This is a genomic window from Stutzerimonas stutzeri, from assembly GCF_000935215.1.
Lineage (GTDB): Bacteria > Pseudomonadota > Gammaproteobacteria > Pseudomonadales > Pseudomonadaceae > Stutzerimonas.
Genome location: NZ_JXXD01000160.1, coordinates 1 through 23,166, shown reverse-complemented (window position 1 = coordinate 23,166; position 23,166 = coordinate 1). Strand labels below are relative to the sequence as shown.

20 protein-coding genes are annotated in these 23,166 nt (G+C 63.9%); 7 read left to right on the top strand and 13 right to left on the bottom strand.

From position 1 onward, the window contains the following. From LO50_RS16735 to glgA, 4 genes are all read right to left on the bottom strand, one after another. Positions 1-1,256: alpha-amylase family glycosyl hydrolase (locus LO50_RS16735; RefSeq protein WP_044315696.1), on the bottom strand; the 1,256-nt coding region annotated here is incomplete at its 3' end. Continuing rightward, a complete protein-coding gene (gene malQ, locus LO50_RS16730; protein ID WP_044315695.1) occupies positions 1,253-3,328 on the bottom strand; it encodes a 4-alpha-glucanotransferase in 2,076 nt (691 codons plus the stop codon). The genes LO50_RS16735 and malQ, both read right to left, overlap by 4 nt. Next, complete coding sequence (gene treZ, locus LO50_RS16725) at positions 3,325-5,097, bottom strand: malto-oligosyltrehalose trehalohydrolase (protein WP_044315694.1); 1,773 nt, start codon at positions 5,095-5,097, stop codon at positions 3,325-3,327. The genes malQ and treZ overlap by 4 nt, the downstream gene beginning before the upstream one ends. A gap of 12 nt (positions 5,098-5,109) precedes the next feature. Further along, positions 5,110-6,660 (bottom strand): glycogen synthase GlgA, encoded by a 1,551-nt coding sequence (gene glgA, locus LO50_RS16720; RefSeq protein ID WP_044315693.1) that lies wholly within the window; start codon positions 6,658-6,660, stop codon positions 5,110-5,112. A 297-nt stretch (positions 6,661-6,957) separates the two neighbouring features. On the opposite strand from glgA, the gene LO50_RS16715 reads away from it, so the two are divergent. Then, positions 6,958-7,464, top strand: coding sequence for a CinA family protein (locus LO50_RS16715; RefSeq protein WP_044315692.1), 507 nt, complete (start codon positions 6,958-6,960; stop codon positions 7,462-7,464). Here the strand turns inward: LO50_RS16715 and LO50_RS16710 are convergent, their stop codons facing one another. Then, positions 7,465-8,577 carry a mechanosensitive ion channel family protein gene (locus LO50_RS16710; protein ID WP_044315691.1) on the bottom strand — a complete coding sequence of 371 codons (1,113 nt, stop codon included), beginning with the start codon at positions 8,575-8,577 and terminating at the stop codon, positions 7,465-7,467. Between the two features lie 204 nt (positions 8,578-8,781). Here LO50_RS16710 and LO50_RS16705 point away from each other — a divergent pair, with 204 nt between their 5' ends. Both LO50_RS16705 and LO50_RS16700 read left to right on the top strand, forming a co-directional pair. Further along, positions 8,782-9,312: a ferritin-like domain-containing protein gene (locus LO50_RS16705; RefSeq protein ID WP_044315690.1), complete on the top strand. Its 531-nt coding sequence runs from the start codon at positions 8,782-8,784 to the stop codon at positions 9,310-9,312. A gap of 105 nt (positions 9,313-9,417) precedes the next feature. Next, positions 9,418-9,702, top strand: a complete 285-nt coding sequence (locus LO50_RS16700) for a DUF2061 domain-containing protein (protein WP_014820218.1) — start codon at positions 9,418-9,420, stop codon at positions 9,700-9,702. A 7-nt stretch (positions 9,703-9,709) separates the two neighbouring features. Here LO50_RS16700 and LO50_RS16695 read toward each other — a convergent pair whose 3' ends face one another. Beyond that, positions 9,710-9,985 carry a DUF1652 domain-containing protein gene (locus LO50_RS16695; RefSeq protein ID WP_014820219.1) on the bottom strand — a complete coding sequence of 92 codons (276 nt, stop codon included), beginning with the start codon at positions 9,983-9,985 and terminating at the stop codon, positions 9,710-9,712. Positions 9,986-10,261: 276 nt separating this feature from the next. On the opposite strand from LO50_RS16695, the gene LO50_RS16690 reads away from it, so the two are divergent. From LO50_RS16690 to LO50_RS16680, 3 genes are all read left to right on the top strand, one after another. Then, positions 10,262-10,558 (top strand): hypothetical protein, encoded by a 297-nt coding sequence (locus LO50_RS16690; RefSeq protein ID WP_044315689.1) that lies wholly within the window; start codon positions 10,262-10,264, stop codon positions 10,556-10,558. A gap of 26 nt (positions 10,559-10,584) precedes the next feature. Next, the gene (gene ligD, locus LO50_RS16685) at positions 10,585-13,149 is read left to right on the top strand and encodes a DNA ligase D (RefSeq protein ID WP_044315688.1); all 2,565 of its coding nucleotides are present in this window, start codon (positions 10,585-10,587) and stop codon (positions 13,147-13,149) included. 166 nt (positions 13,150-13,315) lie between these two features. Continuing rightward, the gene (locus LO50_RS16680) at positions 13,316-14,344 is read left to right on the top strand and encodes a curlin associated repeat-containing protein (protein ID WP_044315687.1); all 1,029 of its coding nucleotides are present in this window, start codon (positions 13,316-13,318) and stop codon (positions 14,342-14,344) included. Positions 14,345-14,486: 142 nt separating this feature from the next. On the opposite strand, the gene LO50_RS16675 is transcribed toward LO50_RS16680, so the two are convergent. From LO50_RS16675 to LO50_RS16645, 7 genes are all read right to left on the bottom strand, one after another. Continuing rightward, positions 14,487-15,653, bottom strand: a complete 1,167-nt coding sequence (locus LO50_RS16675) for a DUF1615 domain-containing protein (protein ID WP_044315686.1) — start codon at positions 15,651-15,653, stop codon at positions 14,487-14,489. A 175-nt stretch (positions 15,654-15,828) separates the two neighbouring features. Beyond that, entirely contained in the window at positions 15,829-16,065 is a 237-nt protein-coding gene (locus LO50_RS16670; protein WP_041013788.1) for a DUF2790 domain-containing protein, read from the bottom strand. A gap of 283 nt (positions 16,066-16,348) precedes the next feature. Next, on the bottom strand, positions 16,349-17,284 hold the full coding sequence (locus tag LO50_RS16665) for a LysR family transcriptional regulator (RefSeq protein ID WP_044315685.1): 936 nt from the start codon (positions 17,282-17,284) through the stop codon (positions 16,349-16,351). Positions 17,285-17,303: 19 nt separating this feature from the next. Beyond that, a complete protein-coding gene (locus LO50_RS16660; protein ID WP_044315697.1) occupies positions 17,304-18,776 on the bottom strand; it encodes an efflux transporter outer membrane subunit in 1,473 nt (490 codons plus the stop codon). After that, positions 18,773-19,672, bottom strand: a complete 900-nt coding sequence (locus LO50_RS16655; RefSeq protein ID WP_044315684.1) for an efflux RND transporter periplasmic adaptor subunit — start codon at positions 19,670-19,672, stop codon at positions 18,773-18,775. Before LO50_RS16655 ends, LO50_RS16660 begins: the two co-directional genes overlap by 4 nt. A 3-nt stretch (positions 19,673-19,675) precedes the next feature. Continuing rightward, positions 19,676-19,879: a DUF1656 domain-containing protein gene (locus tag LO50_RS16650; RefSeq protein WP_014820227.1), complete on the bottom strand. Its 204-nt coding sequence runs from the start codon at positions 19,877-19,879 to the stop codon at positions 19,676-19,678. Next, entirely contained in the window at positions 19,876-21,942 is a 2,067-nt protein-coding gene (locus LO50_RS16645) for an FUSC family protein (RefSeq protein WP_044315683.1), read from the bottom strand. The genes LO50_RS16650 and LO50_RS16645 overlap by 4 nt, the downstream gene beginning before the upstream one ends. A gap of 167 nt (positions 21,943-22,109) precedes the next feature. Here LO50_RS16645 and LO50_RS16640 point away from each other — a divergent pair, with 167 nt between their 5' ends. Next, entirely contained in the window at positions 22,110-23,045 is a 936-nt protein-coding gene (locus LO50_RS16640; protein WP_044315682.1) for a helix-turn-helix domain-containing protein, read from the top strand. Positions 23,046-23,166 lie beyond the last annotated feature (121 nt).

The window sequence follows — 23,166 nt, the reverse complement described above, 5'->3', positions numbered from 1 at the left end:
ACCAGCTGGCGAGCCTGGCGAGCCTCTTCAATGAAATCCGTGGTGCGTCCGCTGGTCTCGCTCCACAAGGAGCACAGAAGTGATTCGCCAGCCGGGTCATGTTGCAGCAGCGACACCTGATTCATGAATTCGTAACCGGTGGTGCCGTCAACACCCCAGTCGTCATGCAGCCGCTCGCCGCCGGCGAGAATTTTCTCGACGTAGATCGGCACGTGATCCTGCACCGCGTCCTGCGGGCGCCCGGCATTCAGCCGATCGACACGCCGGCGCAGGCGGCGGCAATAACCGCGCGGGTCGGCTAGCCCGTCGATATGGTCGATGCGCAGACCGTCGACCAGGCCATCGCCGATCAGCTCGAAAATCTTGGCGTGGGTTTCCTCGAACACCACCGGACGCTCGACGCGCAGACCGCCCAGCTCATTGATGTCGAAGAAGCGCCGCCAGTTGATGTCGTCACCCGCGGTCCGCCAGCTGGCCAGCCGATAGTTCTGACGTTCCAGCAGGCTGTGCAGGCGGCGGAAGCCGTCATCGGTAGTGGAGTCGTAGCAGTTGAGCGCCTGCTCCAGCGCCTGGCGGGTGCTGGCGTCCTGCAGCTGCTCGGCAAGCTCGGTTCGCAGCAGGCGAGCGGCCTGGTATGGCGCGGGCTCGGTCTTCAGCGCATCGAAATGCTGTGCCAGGGTGCGCAGCTGCGGATGATCGGCGGCACGCAACACCTCGCCGTAGCTCGGCGGGGTGATCGGAAAACGGTGCTCGTAATGCTCGGCGTACAGCGAGCCGTTATCAACGTCCAGGCGCAGCTTCACGGTGCCCTGCTGCAGCGCCTCGCCGTAGTCGCTGCCAAGGAAGGGCACCAACAACTGGCCTTCGAGCAGGGGGTCCGGCGAATTCCATTCGATGTCGAAGAACTGCGCGTACGGGCTGCGGCGGCCCCACTCGAGTACGTCCAGCCACCAGGCGTTGCCCGAGCCACCGACCGCCATGTGGTTGGAGACGATGTCGAGGATGAGCCCCATGCCCTTGCCGCGCAGGGCGTCGACGAGGCGGTGCAGGGCAGGCTCGCCGCCCAGCTCCGGGTTGATGCGCGTCGGATCGATCACGTCGTAACCGTGCATGGAGCCGGGGCGGGCGGTCAGCAGGGGCGAGGCATAGATGTGGCTGATGCCGAGTTCCGCGAAGTAGTCGACCAGCGCGGTAGCGTCGTCGAGGGTGAAGTCGCGGTGAAACTGCAGTCTCAGGGTTGCGGTTAGGTCTTTCATCGATGCGCAGCTCCACGATGGTTACGACGGGCCTGCGCAAAGGACGCCAGCCGACGGCTACTGGCCGGGCTGTCGAGCAATGTTGCACTGTCGCCGGGATACCGGCGACGCCAGTTGGGATGGGTTTCGACAATGCCCGGCATGTTGGTCTGTTCTTCCAGACCGAGCGCATCTTCCACCGGAACCAGTACCAGCGGCGCGGGGGTGTGCGCCAGGAAGCAGATGGCGGCATCGACCGCCTCCTCGGCGTTCAGCAGCACGTCCGGGTTCTTGCCGCTGTACTCGCACAATGCGCGATTCAGCCCTGCGCGTTCTTTCTCACGCGCTTGCCACTGGGCATCACGGTCCGATTCGGGCACCTGGCCGACCTTGATGCGCCAGTCGATATCGTGACCGTGCCACCAGCCCGTCAGGGTCGGGATATCGTGGGTGGTACTGGTTGCCAGCGCCTGCGCCGGGTACTGGGCAGGCGTCTGGAAATGGCCGTCGTGCTGTTCGAAGAGCAGCACCCGCATACCGAGGATTCCCCGCGCCGCGAGTACGTCACGCAGGCCGTGGGGAATGGTGCCCAGATCCTCGCCGAGGATCACCGCCTGGTGGCGCCAGGCCTCGAGGCAGAGCAGGCGCAGCATGTCGTCGAAGGGGAAGTTGAGGTACACGCCGCGCTTCGGGTCGGCACCGGCGGGCACGACCCAGAGACGCTTCAGGCCAAGCACGTGGTCGATACGCATGCCGCCGGCGTGGGCGAGGTTGGCCCGCAGCATTTCGATATAGGCGCGAAAGCCGTTCTGCCGCAGGCCCCAGGGCGAGAAAGCGGAAATGCCCCAGTTCTGGCCGTCGCGATTCATGATGTCCGGCGGCGCGCCAACACTCAGCGATGCCAACAGCTCGGCCTGGCGGCTCCAGGCCTGACTGCCGCCGCCATCGGCGCCAACGGCGAGGTCGGAAATCAACCCGATGCGCATACCGGCGCTGCGCGCGGCGACCTGGGCACGTTCCAGGCCGCGGGCCATCAACCACTGGCCAAAGGCGTGGTAACTCACCTCATCGGCATGTTCGCGGGCAAAGGCCACAACGGCCGGGCTGGAGGGATCGCGGTATTCGCTTGGCCAGTCGTTCCAGTGCTGCGTGTGGCCCTGTGCGTCCCGCAGATGAGTGTGCAGGGCTTCGAAGCGGCAGTGGTTTTCCAACGCCTCGCCACCGCTCGCGCGGAAGCTGTCGAAATCCACCTGCAGGGCGTTGCCGCCCTTGCTGAAGTCGTCGAACAGCTGCCGCAACAGGCGATGCCGCGATTGCGCCACGGCCGGCCAGTCGATCAGCTCCAGGCGCTCGAGCCGTTTCAATTCCTCACCTAACCCGCAAGTCTCGATCGCTTGGCGCAACGGCCGCTCACCAAGGATCGAACCCGGCGCGGCGTGCAGCACGTTGAAGAACAGCCGGCTCGACGGTGAGTAAGGGCTGTACTGATCGATATGCGCGCCGAACATGGCGTGCACTGGACTGATTCCAAGCGCATCGGCTCCGTGGGCAGCGGCGTTGCTGACCAGCGCCTCCAGTGCCTGGGTGTCGCCCAGGCCACCATCGTCCGCGCGGCGCAGCCCGTATAGCTGCACCGTCAGGCCCCAGGCGTCCGCCCCGGCGATCTCGGCGACTGTGGGGCAGGAGAGCGGGGCGATAGCCACGGTCAGCTGATACTTGTCGATGGTCAGCCGGTAGTAGCCGGGCGTGTCGATGGCGGGCAGGCGCGCCTGGTTGTCGAGCGTGCCCTGCTGAACGCCACCATCTTCTGCCTGCAACTCGAAACGACTGGCCGCCGGAAAGTAGGCGGAAAGGTCCAGTACAGCGTGCTGATCGCAGGTCAGCAGCGGCGGCACGCCGCCGTGGTTGTTCTTGTGCGCGAGAATTTCGAGGCTGGCTTCGATATCTGCATCGGTTTCCGCCGCCAGCCCGAGGCAGGTCAGTACGTCACGCAGTACGGCCGGCTCGACCCGTTGTTCGCGGTTGTCGGCATCGACCCAGTCGATGGAGAGCCCGGCGGCTTCCGCCAGGCGGATCAGGGATTCGTCGCTCATTTGGCTTTCTCCAGATACAGCTTGGCCATACGAGGCGGCAATTGGTCGGGCGTGGCATCCAACGCACGGCTGGCGAACAGCAGCTGCGCTGCGCTAGACGAGGCGGGCAGTAGAGCGGCTTGTTCGCCTAGGTTCAGCTCAAGGCGCAGCTGACTGCCATCACCCAGCTGCCAGCGTGCAAGCACAGCGGCATCGCCCAGCACGCTGCAACCGAGAAAGGCGCTACCGGGCAGGCGCGGCACGATCTCGGCATGGCGGATGCTCAGCAGCTGGCGGTACAGCGCATGCCACTCGGCGTGCCCCGGTTGCGTCTGCGCACCGAAGTCCGGCCGCGACTGCTCAAACGTGGATACGGCGTTGGGATCGGGAATGCGCTCGCGGGTGGCTTCGTCGGCGAACTCGGAAAACTCGGCGAATTCGTTGCGGCGGCCTTCACGCACTGCATCGGCCAGCTCGCCGTGATGGCTGGTGAAGAACAGGAAAGGTTGTCGCGAGCCCCATTCCTCGCCCATGAACAACAGCGGGACCATGGGGGAAAGCAGCAGGACGGCGGTGGCAGCCCTGAGCGCGTCGGCATCGGCCAGCGTAACCAGGCGATCGCCAAAGGCGCGGTTGCCGGTCTGGTCATGGTTCTGCAGGAACAGCACGAACGAGGTCGGTGACAGGTGCGCGCTGGGCTCGCCACGGGATTCGCCACGGCGGTTGTTCTGCCCCTGGTAGACAAAGCCTTCGCCAAGAAAGCGCGCCAGTTTGCTGGTCGCGTCCTGGTGATAGTCGGCGTAATAGCCCTGGCTTTCGTCGGTGAGCAGCGCATGCAGCACATTGTGGCCGTCATCGTTCCACTGCGCGGTGAAGCCCTGGGTCAGCAGGCTGGCGCGATTGTCCTCGTTCTCCAGCACCAGATGCACATGGCGACCAAGTTCCACGGTGGCGTGCACGCGCTCGGCCAGTTCGGTGAGGAAGCTGCGGTCGGGAATGGCATGCACGGCATCGAAGCGCAGCCCGTCGAAGCGGTAGTCCATCAGCCACATCAGCGCGTTGTCGATGAAGAAGTCGCGGACTTCGCGGCGGCGGAAATCGATGCCATCGCCCCAGGGCGTCTGCTGGTCGTGGCGGAAGAAGTGTTTGGCGTAGCGGCCGAGGTAATTGCCGTCCGGGCCGAAGTGGTTGTAGACCACATCGAGAAACACCATCAGGCCGAGGCCGTGGGCGGTATCGATCAGATGCTTTAGATCTTCCGGACTGCCATAGGCCGCTTCCGGCGCGTAGGGCAGAACGCCGTCGTAACCCCAGTTGCGGTCGCCGGGAAACTCGGCGATCGGCATCAGCTCGATGGCCGTCACGCCGAGGTCGGCAAGCCCGGCGAGGTGCTTTTCCATCTCGGCGAAACCGCCATACAGACCGACATGGGTTTCGTACAGCACCGTCTCGTGCCAGGGACGACCGAGCCAGCTGCTGTTGCGCCACAGATAGTTGTCATGGGTATCGACCACCAGGCTCGGCGCATGCACGTCACCCGCCTGCGCCCGCGAGGCGGGGTCGGGCACATGCAGTTCGTCGTCGATGAGAAACCGGTAGAGCGTACCGGCCCCGTAAGGGGCATCGATGCTGTACCAGCCTTCTTCAGTGGCGGTCATCGGCAGCGTTTGTGCGCCTACAACGATCAGACTGACGTTTTGCGCATCGGGCGCCCAGAGTCGGAAGCGGGTGGTCCCGTCTTCCAGCAACTCTGGCCCGTGATGCCCGATATGGGCACGCTGCTTCTGCATTGAACGACCTCTTCAGATTAAAAGACGAACCTCGCGGCGCTCTCCGAGCAGTTTCCGGTACAGCGCGTCATAGGGTTCGATGGCGTGACGCCAGAAAAAGCCGGCCCCCATCGCCCGGCAACGCATGGCGGCCAGCAGCTGAGGATGCTGATGGATCGCCAGCGCCCGCTGGACGGCCTGCCGGTAGCTGCTGACATTGGATTCGTTGAACAGGAACCCGGTGATGCCGTCATCGATGGAGTCGGCCAGCCCGCCCGTACGACGTGCAACGGGCAGCGAGGCATAGCGTTGGGCATACATCTGGCTGAGGCCGCACGGCTCGTAGCGCGACGGCATCAGCAGAAAATCGCTGCCGGCGAACAGGCGGCGCGCATCCGTTTCGTTGAAGCCGATGTGGGCCGCGACGCGGCCGGGATACTGGGCGGCGAGCTGGCGAACCTGATGCTCGATCTGGTGATCGCCCTGGCCAAGGATGGCCAGCTGGCCGCCGCCTTCGACGATGGCATGGGCCACGTCGAGGGTCAGGTCGACACCCTTCTGGTGCACCAGGCGCGAGACCACGGCGAACAGCGGTGCATGGCAATGCTCGAGACCGAACGAATCGCGGATATAGGCGGCATTGGCCTCTTTGCCTTCCCAGTTGCGTGCGCTGAAACCCTTCACCAGATAGGGATCGCTTTCCGGCTCCCAGCTTTCGTCGATGCCGTTGAGCAGCCCACTGAGCAGACCCTGCCGGGCTTTCATGCTGAGGAAGCCTTCCATGCCACAACCGAATTCCGGCGTGGTGATTTCCTCGGCGTAGGTAGCGCTCACCGTGGTCACACGGTTGGCATAGGCGATCCCGGCCTTGAGCAGGGACAGCTTGCCGTAGAACTCCATGCGCTCCGGGTCGCAGGCCTCGGCGGGGATTCCCAGCAGGCGCCGCTGCGCCATGTCGATGTTGCCCTGGTAGGCGAGGTTATGAATGGTGAAGACGCTGGGCGTGTTCAACCCGCGCCAGTGCATGTAGGCGGGCGCCAGACCGGCTGGCCAGTCGTGGGCGTGCACCAGCTCGGGCGCCCAGCGGATGCAGGCGGTACCGGCGGCGATTTCCGCAGCGGCCAGTCCGAGGCGAGCGAAACGCACCGGATTGTCCGGCCAGTCGTTGCCATCGGCGTCACCGTATGGCGAGCCTTCGCGCTCATAGAGTTCCGGGCAGATCAGCACATAGATGATCAGGCCGTCGGGCATGTCCATCCGGCCGACGCGGCAGCCGGGAATCTCGGCATAGCCGCCCAGCGAGCCGACCGTGCGGATGGCGTGACCGCTGTTGATTACCTGCGAATAGCCGGGGATCAGCACGCGCACATCGTGGCGTGCGCCCAATGCCCGGGGCAGTGCCGCCGACACGTCGGCGAGCCCGCCGGTCTTGACCAGATCTGTCAGCTCGGAGGTGACGAACAGAATCTTTCGTTTGTCATCGTGGCTACTACGAATCTGCAGGGCAGGGCGAGTAACCAGGGGTACGGCGGGTTTCGCCTTCGGCAGTCCGACAGGCAGGGCGTTCACAGCGGCAATACTCATCACGATCTCCCCAGAGCCCCGGCGTTCCAGGTGCCGGCGCCAGCTACGAGCATATTTCTCCTATGCAACGATCTGATGACCGTCACATACCATGAACACGACCAGGCTGAAATCTAGTTCGGAGCTGCCGCGAAGGCAGGTAGGGCTTCACTGGCCCTACCAGAAACCAGACCCGGCGTCGCGGTAGAAGTTCTTGAAAACCCGATCAACTACCGCTACCGGAACTCGCAACCAGCCAACTTGCTCCGAATACAGAGTCGTGAAGGCGTTGAACCTGGAATGGTCGGAGCAAAAAACATGCAAGAGATCGAACGAGTCGTTGACTTTCTGCAACGCGAGGAACTCACGCTGACCACCGCGGAGTCCTGCACCTGCGGTTTGATGGCTTCGCTGATGGGCGACATTCCGGGATGCGGCCAGGTGCTCGACAGCGGCTTCGTGGTCTATTCGCCCAAGGCAAAGAACCGCCTGCTCGGGGTGGACTTCGAAACCATCGAGAGATTCGGCCTGACCAGCGAGGAGGTCGCACGTGAGATGGCCATTGGTGCGCTGAACGCCAGCGTCGCCACCCTCGCCGTGTCGAATACCGGCGTTGCGGACAATGATCAGGAGGATGAGGGCGGCACCCAGTGCTATGCCTATGCACTGATGCGGGGCGAGCGACAGGTGGTTGTGAGCGAAACGGTGCAGTTTGAAGGCGACCGTATCGCGATCCGCAAGCAGGCCGCGCGCCACGGACTCACCCAGCTACCGGTTAAATACGCCGAGTTGCTGAAGAAGCTGGAGGGACTCGAGGGCGACTAGTCACACCGGTGGCTGGCGCTCCGGTTCGACATGCTCGGGCTGCGATGTATCGACCCGCTGCTTGTGGCCGACGCTGAGGTCAGCGCGAAGTTGCGGCAGCGAGTGCGGGTATTGCCGCTGGATGAAGCTCAGCAGGCTTTCGCGAATGTGGCAGCGCAGGTCCCAGTTGCGCGACGAATCCGGCGAACTCACCAGGGCCCGCAGCTGAATGGATTTCTCGCTGGTGTCGGTGACCTGCAGTACGCAGACCCGGCCGTCCCACAGCTCGGGCACTTCCTTGCACAGCCGGCGCAGCTCCTCGCGCAGCGGCTCCAGCGGCAGCGAATAATCGGCCCAGAGGAAAACCGTGCCGATCAGGCTGGAGCTGCGACGAGTCCAGTTCTGAAACGGTTTCTCGATAAAGTGCTGCAACGGCACGATGAGCCGACGGTCATCCCAGATCCGCACGACGACGTAAGTGCCGGTGATTTCCTCGATGCGGCCCCATTCGTTCTCGACGATGACCACGTCGTCCAGGCGGATCGGCTGGGTCATGGCGATCTGCACGCCGGCGATGAGGTTGGCCAGCACCGGCCGCGCGGCAAAGCCCACCGCCAGCCCGGCAAGGCCCGCCGAGGCCAGCAGGCTGGCACCGAACTGGCGGGCACCGGGAAAGGTCATCAGCATGGCCGCCGCACCGATCAGCAGCACAAAAAAGGTCAGGGTGCGCAGCAGCACGCGCGATTGCGTCTGAATCTGCCGGGCACGAAGGTTGTCGACCACGTCCACCGGATTGCGTAACTGGATGAACTGTTGCAGGCCGCGCAGCACGCGCATCACCAGCCACGTGAGGGTGGCGATTATCAGCAGCGTGGTGACATGCCGTGCCGCGTCGATGAGATGCAGATCGTTCGGCGCTGACGTCCACACGCCCTGCACCCCCACCAGTGGCAACAGTAGCCGGACGGGCTTTTCCAGTTGCTCGGACAGCTCCCGCGTAAACAGAAAGGCTCGCGCCAGGCGCAGCGTCAGGGCGGTCAGCAGCCGGCCGAAGAGACTCAGGACCAACGCCACGAACAGCGCCGCGGCTATGGTGCGCAGTGCCGGCTGGCTGATGTAGTGATCCCACTGCAGGAGAAAGGCTGGAAATTCGATAGCGGGCGTTCCGGTTGGCCAGAGGTCTGGGGCAGAGACAGACAGCCAGCGGCGAAAGTTCAGGGCGTGCAGCCGAGAGGTGCGCCAGACGGGTGGGCGGAACTCCTATGGGCGGGATGTTTCACAAATTCCAAGCGGGTTGCAGAGCACGACCCGATTTTCTGACCCGATTGGAGTTGAACCATGCAGAGTGCACAGACCGGCAATGACGTCCGTACCGAACGCCTGATCGAATGGCTGCGCGATGCGCACGCGATGGAGGCGCAGGCCGAAACCATGCTGAACAAGCAGGCCAGCCGCATAGAGCACTACCCCGAACTCAAGGCGCGGATCGAACAGCACATCAGCGAAACCCAGAACCAGGCCAAGCTGATCGAAGGCTGCCTGCAGCGCTATGACAAGTCCTACTCCGGCCTCAAGGACCTGGGCGGCAAGATGATGGCGATGGGGCAGGCCATGGGCGGCATGATGGTCAACGACGAGATCGTCAAGGGCGCGCAGATGGGCTACGTGTTCGAGAACCTCGAGATCGCCTCCTACAAGATCCTCATCGCCGCCGCCGAAGCGGTCGGTGACATGCAGACCAAGGAAGTGTGCGAGCGCATCCTGGTGGAGGAGGTGGCCATGGCCGACTGGCTACGCGACCACCTGGCCGAGCTGACCCAAGCCTATCTCACCCGTGCGGCCGAGCCGCATGTCGAGGCCAAGCGCTAAGCACCTGCGCCGAGCGCCCGGCTGTTGATCGGCCGGGTGCGAATCCTTTCAACTGGAGCCGAAGCGCGTGACCACTCGCGGCCACGCGCTTGGTGGAAGCTGCCCATGAGACAACGCCCACTACTGAAAACCCTGACCTTCGCTGTGCTGCATTTCGCGACAGCGTTCATCGTCGTCTATGCCCTCACCGGGAGCCTGGTGATCGGCGGGGCGGTCGCGCTGATCGAGCCGCTGTGCAACACCCTGGTGTTCTATCTCCATGAACGCGCCTGGCAACGCTTCGGCCGCCAGAAGGCCACCCACAGCCACAGCTATGGCCACGACGTATTCCTGAAATACATGGCGCGCGGCCAGACCGCCAGCAGCCGGATCGTCCGCACGCCTCGCTAAGCGAGGCTCATTCGACGTGGCTGAGCTGTTTGCCTTCGGCGGGCAGCGAGCTACGCGTGACGCACATTTCAATGCGCAGTTCCTGCGCCAGACGCACCAGATTGGCGGCATCGCGGCACTGATCGTAGGAAATGCCGAGAACGGTCAGTTCCTCGTCCGGCGATTCCTGAAAGAGGCGCACGCGGAGTGAGTTGTCGGAATCGTCGCGGCATTCGCACTGGAATGGGCGAAGGTAGGTGTGCAGGATCGCTTCGATCTTGAACAGCGGAAGACGCGTATTCATAAATCCTCCCTATGTAGGAAGGTGACTTGAGCGCAGTAAAGCGGCCTCTGCGCACCCCTGGTTTTCCCGACGTCATTCAACCGTAGCAGTGCTTGTCCGGTTGTAAATGCGGCGATCTGTCCACCCGGCGGATTAAGTCCGGCAACTGCTCTACACGGCAGTTTCCGGCCAGTGCCGCTTGTCGGAACCCGTCGGACGGCTCGATCTGTCCCTGCTGAACTTCATACCAGTAGGGGATGACCAAATTAAGTACGTCGTCCTTAGCGGAGAACCGAGATGAAGAAAACGATGCTCACGGCGATCCTGAGCGGCCTGGTTGCGCTACCGGCCATGGCCCAGTTTCCCGCTGGTACTCCGCGGGACGACACCGGCTCACGGCCGAGCCCCATGGGCGACCCGACGCCGCAGGAGGAAGTCGAAACCCGCCAGGACGATCAGGGACGCACCGTGACCGAAGATGGCCGGCTGGTGGCGCCGCAGTCGGGAAGCGAGGAAAAATCCACTGACCCGAACCGGCATTCGGCGCCCGGCGGGGCTGACGACAGTTCCACCGACGCTGGCAAGCTCGAGTAATCGCGGGACATTGCCGGAGGTCAGCCATGGCGCTCGACGAATACCAGCGCATGCGCGATTTTGCCGCCACGCCCGAGCCGTCGGGTAAGGCGCGCGGCAGGTCACGCAAGGTCCAGAGCCTGCAGTACTGCATCCAGAAGCACGACGCCACGCGGTTGCATTACGACTTTCGCCTGGAGCTGGATGGCACGCTGAAGAGCTGGGCGATCCCCAAGGGCCCCAGCCTTGACCCGAGCGTGCGCCGGCTGGCAGTGCAAGTGGAGGATCACCCGCTGGAATATGCCACGTTCGAGGGCTCCATTCCGGCCGGGCATTACGGCGCGGGCGATGTGATCGTCTGGGATCGCGGCGTGTGGATACCGCAGGGTGATCCACAAGACGGCTATCGCAAGGGCAAGCTCAAGTTCAGCCTCGAGGGCGAAAAGCTCGCCGGCAGCTGGAATCTGGTGCGCACCCACATGGATGGCAAGAAGGAGCAGTGGTTCCTCATCAAGTCCCGTGACGAGGCCGCGCGCGAGGAGGGTGAGTACGACGTCGTCACCGCCGAGCCGAACAGCGTGCTCAGCGATCGCACGCTGGTCCCACGCAAGCGCGGAGCGGCCAAGGCTCGCGTTGCGGAAGCGCCGGCCAAGCCAGTAAAGGCGCCGGCAAAAAAGCGGGCGCCACGCAGGCAGAGCGACGCGGTAAAGCTGGAAGGGGCCGTCCCGGCCGAATTGCCGGAGACCTTCAAGCCGCAGCTGGCGACGCTGGTGGACGCCGTGCCGAGCGGCGACTGGCGCTACGAGATCAAGTTCGACGGCTACCGCATGCTCGCCCGTATCGACGCCGGCAAGGTCGCGCTGTTCACCCGCAACGGCCATGACTGGACGGCGAAGATGCCGCAGCAGGCCGCCGCGCTTGCCGGACTCGGGCTCGAATCCGGCTGGCTCGACGGCGAAGTGGTGGTGCCGAACGAGGAGGGCGCTCCGGACTTCCAGGCATTGCAGAACGCGTTCGAAGCCGGACGCAGTGGAAGCATTCTTTATTACCTGTTCGACGTGCCCTATCTGAACGGCATGGACCTGCGCGATGTGCCGCTGGAACAGCGTCGCGCGGCGTTGCGTGAAGTGGTGGAAGGCAGCGACAGTGCATTGCTGCGTTTCTCCGAGGATTTCACCGAGCAGCCGGACAGCATTCTGGAAAGTGCCTGCCAGATGAAGCTCGAAGGCCTGATCGGCAAGCGAGCGGGCAGCTCCTATACCTCCAGGCGCAGCAGCAGCTGGGTCAAGATCAAGTGCAGCAACCGGCAGGAATTCATCATCGTCGGCTACACCGAGCCCAAGGGCACGCGCACCGGGTTCGGCGCGCTGTTACTTGGGCTGCATGACGACAGTGGAAAGCTGCTCTATGCAGGCAAGGTCGGCACTGGCTTCAATCAGGCCACGCTGAAAAGCCTGCACAAGCAATTGAAGAAGCTGGAAACCGACAAAAGCCCTTTGGCCAAGCCGGCACCTGCTGCCGATGTGCGCGGCGCGCAATGGCTCAAACCCGAACTGATGTGCGAAGTTGCCTACGCGGAGATGACCCGCCAAGGCGTGGTCCGCCATTCGGTGTTCCATGGCCTGCGCTCGGACAAACCCGCCGACGCCATTACCCATGAACGAGCCAAGCCCGCCAGTCGTAGCAGCAAAGCCGAGCAGCGGCAGACCGACCCCATCGGCAGCGGGCGGATCAAGATATCCAGTCCCGAGCGGGTCATCGACCCCAGCAGCGGGATCACCAAGATCGAACTGGCCCGCTTCTACGCGCAGATCGCGCCCTGGGTCCTGCCGCAGCTGCGAGCGCGCCCGCTGGCCCTGGTGCGCGCCCCGGAGGGCATCACCGGCGAGCTGTTCTTCCAGAAGCACGCCGACAAACTGGCCATCCCGCACATCACCCAACTCGACCCGGCGCTAGACCCGAAGCACGGTGCGTTACTGGTGATCGACAGCACCGAAGCGCTGGTCGGCGCCGCGCAGATGGGCACCATAGAGTTACATAGCTGGAATGCGGTAGCGCCCGAACTGGAGCACCCGGATCGCTTCGTGCTCGACCTCGACCCAGACCCGGCGCTGCCCTGGAAGAGCATGCTCGAAGCCACACAGCTGACCCAGACGCTGCTGGACGAGATCGGCCTGACCTCGTTCCTCAAGACCAGCGGGGGCAAAGGCATCCACATCGTCGTACCGCTCGATCCGGTACACGACTGGAGTGAGGTGAAGGCCTTCAGTCAGGCCATCGCCAAGTACCTGGCAAAGCTGCTGCCGTCGCATTTTTCCGCCGTAAGCGGGCCGAAGAACCGGGTTGGGCGCATCTTCATCGACTACCTGCGCAACAGCCGTGGCGCCAGCACCGTCGCGCCTTACTCGGTGCGTGCCCGCGAGGGCCTGCCGGTCTCCGTGCCGATCCACCGCGAAGAACTGGCGGACCTCAAGGGCGCCAATCTCTGGACCGTACGCAATCTGCTGGAGCGCCTGCAGGAACTGGGCGACGACGATCCCTGGGCGGATATGACGCGGGTCAGGCAGACCATCACCGCGCAGATGCGCGAGCGTCTGGGCATGCCGGCTTAAGTCGCCGTCCGTCTAAACGCTAGTCGGTCTACACCGATAGGGCGATAGTCGGGTGGCGCCACCGGGCAAACAATCGGCCCGTTCAGGGGAGCGGTAATGGTGAGGGAGGCGCCAGACAAGGCCAGCATGATGTCGGCCAACAACAATATTCAAAGGAGTGTCCCGCATGTTCGCGCATAAACCGCTTATCGCCTGTTTCCTGCTCGGCTCGTTGCCGGGCTTGGCCTCGGCACAGGCCGTAACCACCCAGACCGGAAATGATAACGAGGTCATCCTCGAGCAGCGTGGGGGCTCGAATTCGGCCTTATTGCTGCAGCAAGGGGATGCGAACTTTTCGCGAGTAGAGCAGGGCGGCGGCGAAACCCCGCTGCAGCCCACGCAGTTGGAGCTCCACCAGCGGGGGATGGGCAACCAGGCGACGGTGTATCAGGCAAGCGATTATAACTTCGGGCATTCGGCGGCGGTCGTACAGCTGGGAGATGAGAATGTCGCCGAAGTCGTGCAGGCCGACGGTAACGGCTCCCAAGCGACCATCCACCAGCAGGGCGCACGCAACATCCATCGGGTCGAGCAGCTGTTCTATGCCAACGGGCTGGAAAGTCGCACATTCGGCACGAACAATCTCACCGAAGTCACTCAGAACGGTGCTGCGACCGCCACTACCCAGCAGGTCGGCAGCGACAACCGGATCACCATCGACCAGAACGTGTTCGCCTATGGCGGGGGAGTCACCGTTGATCAGGACGGCGCCTTCAACGAGGCCGCGGTTACCCAGGTGGGTGGCCGTTACCACACGGGCGAGGTCAACCTGGCGCAGGTCGGCAGCGCTAACAGTGCGCAAGTGGTGCAATGGGCGGGGTTCAGCAACTTCAGCTTTACCCAGAACGGAATCGGCAACGAGCTGACGGCGAGGCAGGGCACGCGCACCGGAACGATTCGAGGGACCTCGGCCGGCAACGACAATCGCGTCAACATTGACCAGAGTTTCGACGGCCCGGTGCTCGACATCGCGCAGAACGGTTCGGCCAACGAGATCGATGTGGTGCAACATGCCGCCTATGGCACCGCTTCGATCAGCCAGACCGGCGATGCCAACGTCGCCGTGCTCAATCAACTGACGGAATTCGCCGCGCCGCCGAGCGCCGCCATCATCCAGAACGGCACTGGCAACAGCACGTCCATAACCCAGCGCTGAGCCGCGCTGATGCGGCCGTCAGACGGCCGCGCTACGTTCCGCAAGATCGGTTGCCGTAGCGTTCGTTATGCGCGCTACGGCCTGGGCCAGTGACAATTTCAGTGTGGTGCCATGCAGCAGTCGCCGGCCATGCAGGCTTTCGCTAGTTGCGGGCGCGCTTCATGCACGCGAGGTGGCGGTCATTGACCCGGTTGGCGAACCAGGCGGTAGTCAGGTTGCGGGTGATCTTCGGGCTTTCCAGCCGGATTCCCGGCAGCACCGCCCGAGGCAACGGCTTACCCGCACGCTTTTCGGCCAGTGCGAAGACCTTTTCATAGAGGTCGGTTTTCTCGAAACCATGGGTGTCACCGCGCTCCAGTGCGTTGCGAATCGACGTATCGCTCATTTCCAGCTTGCCTGCCAGCGCGCGAACTGCACGCTCGGTCTGGCCAGCCTTGCTGCTGCCGTGAATGATCAGGTCGCCGTCGAGAGCCAGCTTGATGCCACTTGCACGGCTCACCGCGGCCTGAAACGCGGCGTTGCGACTGGCGTACCAGCCGGCATTGAAGTCGGCGAAGCGGTACAGCGGCTCGCGATAGCTGGTCGGGTAGTCGAGCAGGTGGGCGATGCCGAAATACATGCCACCGCGGCGCGTGAAGACTTCGTCGCGGATCGAGCCTTCCCGTTCATAGGGGTAGGTCCATCTGCGGTCTTCGGCAAAGGCGATGCTGACCTGCATCGGGCCGCCGGTCTTGACCGGGTTGAGCGTGCCGAACAACTGCTTGCCGAGCGGCATGATGTCGAGGAAGTCATCGAAGATCGCACTCAACTGCTCTTCGGTGCGCACGGCCGCGAGACGCTGGCTATAGGTCTTGCCGTTGGGCGACTTCACGTCCAGCGCCGCATCCACCACGAACCGCGGGACGTGCAGGCGGCCGGCACGACGGTAGATTTCCTCTCGCGCGATCTTCGCCAGGCCGGGCACGGGCGGGGTCGCCTGGAATGTCGATTCCTGCACCGTCACGGCCAACACCGAGCAGATATTTTCATCGTTCGGCGGAATATCCAGCGCATCGAAGGCTGTGTAGATGTCCCGAGCCCAACCCTGACGATCGGGAATGTTGGCGGGGATCAGGCGAGCGATCCTGGCCCGGACTTCTTCCGGCTTGGGCGCCGGAGTCGTCGGCTGCTGGGTTCCACAACCGGCAAGACCGAGCAACGCCACTGCGACGATTGCCGTCAGGAGCGAGTGGCGAACTGGTCGGGTAGCGAAAGGCCGGCCGGATGGGTCCGGGCACGCTGTGCGGCAGGTTGAAAGCGGAATGGTCATGCGGTCCTGAATGTGATGGGTACCTTGGGCTCGGACCGTAAAACAGCCGAAACCGTTCTGGCTCTTTCAGAAACCGCTTTTCTAAACCGTTTGGCGCGCTCGCCGAACACAAGCGTGCACCACGTTGTGACACGCCGTCATCGGCGTACGCCTAAACGCACCGGCCCGCGCCGCCCTAGAAATCGTGGCAGTCAGGCCCTTGGCGCAGGTACGTCGTTTCGTGGGTTTCGCCCTTGGAGTCCACATAGGTCATCCGGGCCGTCACGACCTCGCAGCCGCCGGCAGGTACCTCCATGGATATGACCTTGGCGATGTCGAGTTTGTCGCCATATTGATAGGCCTTGGGTTCATCGGCGGCATACGCCAACTGGGCACTGAGGGCCAGGCCGGCAATCCAGATCAGTTTGTTCACAGATAACCTCCAGAGCGCCTGCTCGCCCAGATCGTTGTGACGGCGAGGGCAGGCATTTCTTTGCATGCAGCGCCCGCAGGATGGCAGGCGTCGGGAAATAAACGAGGCTGCCACGAGGGAAAGCAGCCAAAAGGTGGCAGGACGGCCGATCGAAGGAGCACTCGACCGAAGAAGGAGCGGACTGCTTCTAGCGTCCGTTGCCACCCGTGGATTTTAGTGGGCGACCAGAAGGGGAAAAACCGCGCCAGCGGTGAAGCACCTTTACCCGCCGCGCAACAATCGTTCAGGCCCAATGCGCCGGGTTCTGCAGGATGCCGTGATAGCTGGCGAATGCGCGTGGCAGCTCCAGGGCGAGAAAGTCGACCCAGGTCTTGATCTTCGCGTCGAGAAACCGCCGGGACGGGTAGAGCGCGTGGATCTGCTTTTCCTGCAGGCGATAGCGGGGCAACAGGCGCAGCAGTGCTCCGCGCTGCAGGGCCGGAGCAGCGACATAGTCGGGCAGCAGGCAGATACCCATGCCGGCTTCTGCTGCGCTGGCCATGGCCTCAGCAACGTTGACCTTGAACGCTTCGCCAGGGCGAATCACGTCCTCGATACCATCTGCGAAGAAGCGCCATTCATCTGCGAATACCGGGTCTGCCAAGCGCAGACAGCGGTGCCGCTGCAGGTCGCTCGGCCGCCGCGGCACGCCATGCTGCTCGAGATAACCGGGCGCCGCGCAGACAACGTTGCCAACCTCGCCCAGCCGCTGGGCGATCAGCTCCGAATCAGGCAGCTCGCGGGAAAGGGTGATGATGACGTCGAGGCCCGCTTCCAGCAGGTCGGGCTGATGTTGCGAAAGGGTCAGGTCGAGGCTGACGTCGGGATAGCGCTCACCGTATCTACCCGCCAGTCCCGCCAGCAGCTGGATGCCCAGACCGGTCGTAGAGTGCACCCGCAGGCGCCCGCGCGGGGTCAGATGGGCCCCGCAGGCTTCCTCCTGTGCCTGGTCCAGCTGAGCCAGGATCTCGCGCGATCGTTCGAGAAAACGTGCGCCGACCTCGGTCAGCGCCAAACGCCGCGTGGTGCGGTTGAGCAGGCGCGCGTGGAGGTGGTTCTCCAGCTCCGCCACCAGGCGGGAAACCTGCGCGGTGGACGTGTCGGCCAGCTTCGCCGCGGCGGTGAAGCTGCCGGCGTCGACTACCCGGACGAATACCCGCATCGCTTGCAGCATGTCCATCGAGTAAGGCCTCTGTGGGTTATTGGCCAGGCACGCCCGGCGATGGATTTTCAGCGTGCGCCGATGCGGTTTGCGTGCCTTGCCAGCCGCCGCCCAGCGCGAGGAACAGGTTCACCTGGTCTTGCGACAGTTGGGCTTGGGACGCCGCCAGGGCGGCTTCGGCCGTTGCGAGGGTGCGCTCGGCGTCGAGGCTGTCGAGATAGGCCAGTCGTCCTTCCTGATACAGACGGCGCGTGTGGTCTGCGGCGTCTCGCGCGGCATCGCGCGCTTCGCGCAGCGCTTGGTCACGATGCAGGTCGTGAGAGTAGTGCGTGAGCAGGGTCTGGGTTTCCCGCAGTGCGTCGAGCACAACTCCGTCGAAGCGGGCGAGGGCGGCAGCGGCTCCGGCCTCGGTGGCGCGAACGCGCGCGCGATCGACCCGAGTCGGAAAATGCCAGCCGATCGACGGGCCGAATTCCCAGCGGCGGGTTACCGGATTACCGAGGTGTTCGAGCATTCCGGTGTAACCGGCCGCAGCGCCGAGACTGACCTGCGGATACATCATCGCCGTGGCGACGCCGATCTGTGCCGTAGCGGAGGCGAGTGCGCGCTCGGCCGCCCGGATGTCCGGGCGGCGCTTGAGCAGGGCTGTGCCATCACCCAACGGCATCGCCTGGCGCAGCTGAGGTGCGTGACTGCAGGCGGTAACCGTCTCGGGAAGGGCTCCGGGCGTGCGGCCGAGCAGGGCGGCGAGCTGATACAACGCGGCCGCCTTCTTCGATTCGAATGGCGGCAGCTCGGCACGCAGAGCCTCCAGCTGGGCGTGGGCGCGGGCCACATCGACTTCGTTGCCACGACCACCTTCGAACAGACGCTCGGCGACATCCAGCTGTTGCTGCTGAATCGCCAGTGAATGCTTCGCTATCGTCAGTTCCTCGCTGGCATGACAGGCCGTCATGTAGCTGCGTACCACCCCGGCCACTGCAGTTATGCGGGCCGTGTCGAGCAGCGCCGCACTGACGTCGGCATCGGCCCCCGCAGCTTCCGCGGCGCGATGCAGCTGACCGAACAGATCGAGCTGGTAACCAATGCTGAGGCCGGCGTCGGCGAGGTTCATCACTGGAAGCTTTTCCTCCAGGGCCAGGGCTTCGCTGGACAGCTGGCCGCGTGCAACCGAGCCGTTGCCGCCGACCACGACCTCCTGCGCGTGGTGCGCCATCTGGAAGCCTTCATAGGCGCGACGCAGGTTGTGATAGGCCTGGCGCAGGTCGGCATTGCCGATCAGGGCTTCACTCACCAGCTGATCGAGCGTCGGGTCGTCATAGAGCTGCCACCAGTCGTCCGGCAGCGGCGCCTGTTCGACCCGCTCGTTGCCGGCCAGATCGAAGGGTTTCTGCGCAGCGGCCTGCAAGGCCACGGCTTGGTCTGGCACGCGGTAGTCCGGGCCCACCGCGCTGCATGCGGCGAGCAGCGCAGTCAGCGCGAACGGCAGTGCGTATGCCGCGCGACTCATCGGCTGACCGTCGCCGATGTGTCGCACGACCACGGCAGCACGGACAGCGTCGCCGTACGGCCGACCACCAGGCGGATGTCGCTCTGCTGGCCGTCGTCCAGCACAACGCGAACCGGAATTCGCTGCGCCAGGCGCACCCAGTTGAAGCTTGGGTCGATATTGGGCAGCAGCGAATTGCCGCGCACACGGTCGCGATCCTCGATGCCTGCGGCGATGCTCTGCACATGGCCACGCAGATGCTGCGCTTCGCCCATGATGTGGATGTCCACCGGCTGCCCGATCTCGATGGCGTGCAGCTTGGTTTCTTCGAAGTAGCCTTCGACGCGCAGTGAATCGGTATCGACGATCGACAGCACCGGTGTACCGGTTTTCACGTAATCGCCCACGCGCATCGTCTGGTCGCCGAGATAGCCATCCACCGGGCTGAGCACGGTGGTGCGTTCGAGATCCAGACGCGCCACGCCGAGGGCGGCCTCAGCCGTGGCCAGGGCAGCAGCGGCGCGCTTGACCTGGGTGTCGCCGATCTCGACGGTTTCCGCGGCGATCAGGTCTTTCAGCACCCGATTACGCCTGGCTTCGCGTTGCGCCTGGTCCAGCTGCGCGCGGCGTTCGAGCACTGTGGCGCGGGCTTCGTCGACCGCCAGTTCGAAGCGTGCCCGGTCGATCACGAACAGCACCTGGCCGCGGTTGACCTTCTGGTTGTCGCGCACGTGCAGTTCGGTCACCAGCCCGGAAACATCCGGTGCGACCTGAATGATGTCGGCGTGCACGTGGCCGTCGCGGGTCCAGGGCGCCTCCATGTAGTAATCCCACAGGTGCAGGCTGACGACGACGGCGATGACGACCGCCAGCAGGGTCAGCAGCACCGAGCCGGCGGCGGGTATCCATTTCTTCACGATTCACATCCGGGGAAGGAGATTGAACAGGGCCCCGAGCACGATGATGTACAGGGCGAGGTTGAACAGCGGCGGATGCCAGACCCAGCGGTAGAAGCCTGTACGCTGCAGCACGGTGGCGAGCAGGCTCTTGATGCCATAGGCGGCCAGCATGGCAACCAGCAGGACCGGCACATAGACGCCGTACACATCGAGGTGACCGGTCATGCGTGCGCTCCAGCGGGGGAGAGGCCGGCTGCGGGTGGCGGGCCTCCCGGTGCGGCACGCACGCTGGCCGATGCGTCGGCGAAAAGCGCCAGCCGCAAGCCGTGCACCACCTGGGCCGCCCGGTGTGCGCTGGGCGAAGCATCGCGCTGCAGATCCTGCAATGCGGCCTCGAGGGCGTCGTGTAAGGGCTCCGGTGTCGGCAGTTGGCTACGCGCGGTGGCGCAGGCAAGGAAATGCGCGCGGATCATGCCCAGCACCGGCTCCAGCTTCTGCTCGATGGCGGGTGCCGGCCGCAGTTCACGCAGTTCCAGCAGGCGAAAACCGACGCGCAGCTCGCGCGTGGCGTCATTCAGCGCCAGACGATCGTCATCCAGCTGAGCCAGGCGTGGTAGCAGCTGGGCGATACGGTCGATGAAACTCGAGGCATCATCGGCTTCGTTGCGCCAACGTCGCAGGTCTGCCAGCGCCGCCAGGCTCAGCCAGCCGTGGCGTACCAATCGCCGCGCAGCCCAGAGCGTACCGAACGGCCGGGTCAGGCGAGCCCAGACGAAGGCGAAGAGCACGCCCAGCGCAGTGGACAGAGCGATGTCGGCAAACAGCTGGAAATCGGCGCGGTAGCTGTCCTGAAGGGTGATGTTGGAGATCGTCTGCACCGCAATCACGATCACTGTCCCGGCGTGTTGCGGTCGACCGGCGAGGGTGCCGAGCAACAGCAGCGGCACGGCGAGCAGGATGGCCAGGCTGCCGAAATCGTGCACATTGGGCAGCAACGCGAAGAGGTAGATGCCGGCGGCCGTGGAGGAGATCAGCGTGGCGACCAGAAACGACTTGATGAACGGCGCCGGATTGTCCTGACTGGCGAAGAAACAGCCTGCCACCGCGGCGATGAAAACGCCGCTATAGCCGTGCTCCCAACCGGAAACGAACCACAGCATGCTCAGGCAGAACACCGACAGCGCTACCGAAGCCGCGGTGAATGCCAGTAGGCCGTAGTCATAGTGGCGTGGCCCGCCGACCAGTTGCTGTACGTGATAGCGCAGCGCCGGTGCCGCCTCGGGATGGCCCTCATGGAACTGCTGGTAGAGGTCGAGGCAGTCCTGCCACAGGTCGATCAACGCGCGTAGCTGGCGCAGGCCGCTGTCGATCGCCAGGGCGTGCGCCGGATGGCTGTCGCCCAGCCAGGCTGCCAGCTGCAGGCTGCGCTCGCGCAGATGCTCGCCGTGCCCAGCCTCGGCATCGGACTGAATCCAGCAATCCACCTCCTGCAGGTAATCCACCAGTTCCGGCAGCAAGCCCTGTAGCTCAGCCTGAAGCCGGTGCAGCGAGTCCGCGGTGGAGATCAGCTGCGGCATCAACATCGCCATACGCGCGCGAAATTCGCGAGCATGGACGGTGGAGAGATGACTGCTGCTGTCGTGGCTCAGATGACTGATCATTGCGTCCAACCCCATCACATCCACCAACAGCGCATTCAGCGCACGTTGGTCGGCTTCGCCCAGGTGCTGGGTATTGAGCATCCGGCTGACGGCACCGCGCCCATCGCGCAGCAGCAGGTGCATCTTCGCCGCGAGGGTCGGCGCGATGCGGCTGGGAAACAGCACGGCGTTTACCACGCTGGCGCAGACGATACCGAGCAGAATCTCCTCGGAACGCGCCAGGGCGACATCGAAGATGGTCGATGGGTGATTGACCTCGGCGAGACTGATCAGCGGCACCGTATAGGCGGCGAGTAGAAAGATGTAACTGCGTGGCGAGCGGTCCAGCAATGAGAGAAAGAGCAGGGCGCCGATCCACAACGAGATCGCCAGGCTCAGCATCACCGGTTGCTGAGCTAACGTCGGCAGAAGCACGACCGATGCGGCTGCACCGAGCAGCGTGCCCAGCGCGCGATAGATCGCCTTCGAACGTGTCGCCCCGGACAACGGATGCGACACGACGTAAACCGAGGCCATGGCCCAGTAAGGGTTTTCCAGCGGTATCGCCAGAGCGATGTACAGCGCAAGCAGGGCGGCAAGCAGCGCCTTGGCCGAAAACAGCCATTCGCGCCAGGTTGGCATATTCATAGAGTTCGTTTTTTGGGGCGTGGGCCAGAGGCGGGAGAGGGCGCGGCCGTCACGCTGCAACACAGATGGTTACATTTAACGTCAAAGACGTATGACAGACTGAACAACCACTAGGACGATTAGTGCATTTTTTTCCGCGCCGGATACCGGCACCACGGCAGGAATTCATGAGCAAACGCATTCCCAACTACGCCTTGTACGGCCAGGCTGCATTGCCCGTATGGCAGGACCTGTTGCATCTGGAATGGATCAACGAACGCGGCGACATGCATCAGCGCGAAATCAAGCCGCATCAGCATGACTCACTGTTGCAGATCGTCTATGTACGAAGTGGCGAGGGCGAAGTTTCCCTGGAGAACAGCCGCATGGGCTTCGGTGCGCCGTGCCTGATCCTGCTGCCGCAGCGCACCGTGCATGCCTTTCGCTACAGTCCCGAAACCGACGGGCCGGTCATCACGGCAGCACAGCGACCGCTGGAGTCGATGGCGCGGATTTTGTCCAGCGACCTGCTGGCCTTGATGCAACGTCCGGCAGTGGTGCCGCTGCCGTGGGATGCAGACGGCGAAGAGCCGATATGGCCGCTGATCCAGCTGATCCAGGCGGAAGCGCACAGTCAGGAACGCGGCAATGTCGCCGCCGGGCACGCATTGTTGCTCGCGCTGCTCGTACATGTCGTCCGGCTGGAACAGCCAGTGCCGATAGCTCGCCCAGCCAATGGCAGGCGGTCCCAGCTGCTGATTCAGTTTCGCGCGTTGGTCGACACGCATTTCAGACAGCATTGGCCGCTTGGTCTGTACGCCGAAGCGCTGGGAATCACGCCAGCCACACTGGGCCGAGCCACCCGCGAAGGTCTGGGTGAATCACCGACTGCGATCATCAACGAGCGAGTCGTTCGCGAAGCACAACGTCAGCTGGCGTATACCACGCTCGACATCCAGCAGATCGCCCGCGACCTGGGGTTCGACGACGCGGCATACTTCAGCCGTTTCTTTCGCAAGCAGACCGGACTCAAACCCAGCGAATTTCGCTCGGCGTTTCGAAATGCGGAAACTAGTCAGCCGAACAGCCAGCATGCGCAGGCAAAGGATTCACCTGAGAGCTGAAGCGCTTTGGAGATTTTGAGGCGACAAGCTGGAGGTGATCTGGTGGTGGGTAACGCCTAAGGCGCAAGGTCTTGTTTCGCATAATCGGTAACGTTACGTTTAATCGCGTCGGGATGATGGT